This is a genomic window from Dactylosporangium sucinum (assembly GCF_014647515.1).
GTDB lineage: Bacteria > Actinomycetota > Actinomycetes > Mycobacteriales > Micromonosporaceae > Dactylosporangium > Dactylosporangium sucinum.
In genome coordinates this window covers 1-2,985 of the sequence record NZ_BMPI01000163.1, presented here as the reverse complement: position 1 = coordinate 2,985, position 2,985 = coordinate 1, and the positions used below count along the sequence as shown (strand labels likewise).

Below are 2,985 nucleotides of genomic sequence, written 5' to 3'. Positions count from 1 at the left end.
TTCCGGAGCGAAGCGGAGGAGGCCGCTCATGCTGGGCTCAGGGTGGAGCTCAGGCGGCCGGAGCGAAGCGGAGGGCGAATGAGCACCGTGGTGCGTCCGTACGGGGACACGACCGGCGACGGGATGGTGCAGCTGTCGTTCACGCTGCCGCTGCCCGCCGACAAGCGCGGCGAAGGCGCCGCCCTGCAGCTGGCCGGGAAGATGGGTGTCGACCCGGCGATGGTCGTGCACAGCCGCGCCCTCGGCGGGCAGCACACCTTCTTCGTCGTGTACGGGCGGGTCAACCACCTCGTCGAACCCGGCAAGGTCGTCGTCGCCGAGCGTGACTACCCGCTGCTGTCCGCGAAGGAGATCAACGCCGCGATCCGGGCCCGGCTGCGGCGCAAGCTCGTCGTCGTCGGCGCCTGCATCGGCACCGACGCCCACACCGTCGGCATCGACGCCATCCTCAACGTCAAGGGCATCGCCGGGGAGAAGGGCCTGGAGTACTACCGGGAGTGCCGGGTGCTGAACCTCGGCGCCCAGGTGTCCGTCCCCGAGCTCGTCGAACAGGCCCGCGCCGAGAAGGCCGACGCCGTCCTCGTCTCGCAGGTCGTCACCCAGCGCGACGCGCACCTGCACAACACCCGCGAGATGTCGGCCGCGTTCCGGGAGGCGTTCCCGGCCGCCCGCCGGCCGCTGCTCGTCGTCGGCGGGCCCCGCTTCGACGAGATGATGGCCCCCGAGCTCGGCGTCGACCGGATCTTCGGCCGGGGCACCACCCCCCGTGAGGTCGCCTCCTACCTCGTGCACGCGGTGGGTGCGCGGTGAAGCTCGGGACCACGGTGGTGCACCGCCGGTACGTGCCGTATGCGCACGCCCACTACGCCGGGAACCTCGTCGACGGCGCCTACAGCCTCGCCCTGTTCGGCGACGCCGCCACCGAGGTGTGCATCCGCACCGACGGCGACGAGGGCCTGTTCGCCGGGTACTCCGCGGTCACGTTCCACGCGCCGGTGCGGGCCGGTGACGTCGTCGAGGTCACCGCGACCGTCACCCGGGTCGGGAACCGGTCGCGGACGATCGAGTTCACCTGCCACGTGGTGTGCCGGGGCACCCCGGACGTGTCGGCGTCGGCTGCCGCGGTGCTGGATCCGCCGGTACTGGCGACGTCCGCGACCGGCACCGTCGTCGTTCCCGCCGGCTGATGCTCGTCGCCTGCCTCGACGTCGGGTCGACCGACACGAAACTCGCCGTCGTCGACGTCGGTGACGGCACGCTCGTGGCCACCGCCAGCCACCCGACCACGGCCGGCACCGACGTCCTCGACGGCGTCGACGCGCTGCTGGCCGGGTGCGGCCCGGTCCGGCGGGTGTACTGCTGCTCGTCCGCCGGTGGCGGGCTGCGCCTCGCCGTCGTCGGGCAGGAGGCGCTCGTGTCCGCCGACGCCGCCCACCGCGTCGCCCTGTCCGCCGGGGCGCGGGTCGTGCACGTCGCCGCCGGCCGGCAGACCCCCGACGGGCTTCGCACCGTGCGGGCCGCCCGGCCCGACGTGCTGCTGCTCGTCGGGGGCACCGACGGCGGCGACCCCGACACGCTGCTGCACAACGCCCGCCGCCTCGCCGCCGCCCGCTGGCGCGTCCCCGTCGTCGTCGCCGGCAACGCCGACGCCCGCGACGAGGTCACCGCCCTGCTCACCGCCCGCGGCCTGCCCGTCGCCGCCACCGGCAACGTCCTGCCCCGCATCGGCGTCCTCGACCCCGTCCCGGCCCGCGCGGCGATCCGGGAGGTGTTCCTGCGGCACGTCATCGGCGGCAAACGCCTCTCCCGGGGGCCCCGCTTCGCGCGGCTCGTCTCCGCCGCCACCCCGGACGCGGTACTGACCGGCGTCGGGTTGTACGCGGACCAGCTGCCCGGGGACCTGCTCGTGGTGGACGTCGGAGGGGCGACCACGGACGTGTACTCGGCGCTCGTCCCGGACGAGACCGCCGGGGCCGCGGTGGCGGGGAGGCTGTGGCGGGCCCGGACGGTCGAGGGGGACCTGGGCGTGCGGTGGAACGTCGACGGGATCCTCGCCGCCGCGGCCGCCGAGAAGGTCACCGGCGGCGACGACACGCTGGGCCGGGCCGCCGCCGCGTGCGTGGTGGCGGTGCGGCGTCACGCCCGCGCGGGACGGGATCTGCGAAACGTCGTGTCGGTCGTGGCGTCCGGCGGGGTCTTCCGGCATGCTGAACCGCACGCCGCCGCCGCGGCGCTCGCACCGACCCTGCACGACCACGCCGGCGGGTGGGCGCTGCCCCGCGCACCCCACGTCGCCGTCGACCGCGACTACGTCCTCGCGCCGGCCGGGCTCCTCGCCGCCGACCACCCGGACGCCGCCGCCGCACTTCTGCGACGGCACCTGCACCGACCGTGACCGTTCGTGTGATCAGCGGTGTGAAACGCGCCCGACACGCGGCGCGACACGCCGCCCCACCCGAATTCAACCCCGGGGGGCGGTTGACAGTCCCCCCGAGCGTGCGCGTACCGTCTTTGCGTCCTACTTCGGGAAGGATGACCACGGTTCGCTTCTCCCCAACGCCGGCTGGCCGGACGTCCACACCAACCGGTGGGACGCCGCCAGGTCCAGCGGGCGGGGGTCGGCGGGGGCCGCGAGCCGGTCATCCACCGGTGTCAGGGCAGGGGGGATCACGCGGCCAGTAGACAACGGCACGTCACGGGCAGCCAGCCCGGCGCCGAGCCGGAACGAAGGCCGCGCACGAACGCCACTGCCGCACCGGCCGGACAAAGGGCCTGGGAGCGCGGGGCGCGACTTCGGTCGCGCCCCGAATTCAGTTTCTAGCGCAGTTTCTAGCTCCGCGGGCTTCGCCCGCGGTTTTGTGGGGGGTTCCCACCCCACACCCCCCATGCGTCGCTGCGCGACGCACTTCTTGTTCCGCGGGGCTTCGCCCGCGGTGTGGTCGGGGTTTCCAACCTGCGGACCCCGGTGCCGCTGCCGACGTGACG

The 2,985-nt window shown here is 74.5% G+C and carries 3 protein-coding genes; all 3 read left to right on the top strand.

Annotation, left to right across the window (positions count from 1 at the left end):
• The first annotated feature begins 78 nt into the window (after window positions 1-78).
• The 3 genes from kamE to IEZ31_RS55495 are packed head-to-tail and all read left to right on the top strand — an operon-like array spanning window position 79 to window position 2,395.
• On the top strand, window positions 79-810 hold the full coding sequence (kamE, locus tag IEZ31_RS55505; protein ID WP_190258249.1) for a lysine 5,6-aminomutase subunit beta: 732 nt from the start codon (window positions 79-81) through the stop codon (window positions 808-810).
• Window positions 807-1,187, top strand: a complete 381-nt coding sequence (gene kal / locus IEZ31_RS55500) for a 3-aminobutyryl-CoA ammonia lyase (protein ID WP_190258248.1) — start codon at window positions 807-809, stop codon at window positions 1,185-1,187. Before kamE ends, kal begins: the two co-directional genes overlap by 4 nt.
• Entirely contained in the window at window positions 1,184-2,395 is a 1,212-nt protein-coding gene (locus IEZ31_RS55495) for a glutamate mutase L (RefSeq protein ID WP_190258250.1), read from the top strand. Before kal ends, IEZ31_RS55495 begins: the two co-directional genes overlap by 4 nt.
• Window positions 2,396-2,985: the final 590 nt, after the last annotated feature.

What these genes read in the sequence shown, in the direction of transcription:
- kamE (WP_190258249.1), top strand. Translation starts at nt 79, where the DNA reads ATGAGCACCGTGGTGCGTCCGTACGGGGACACGACCGGCGACGGGATG.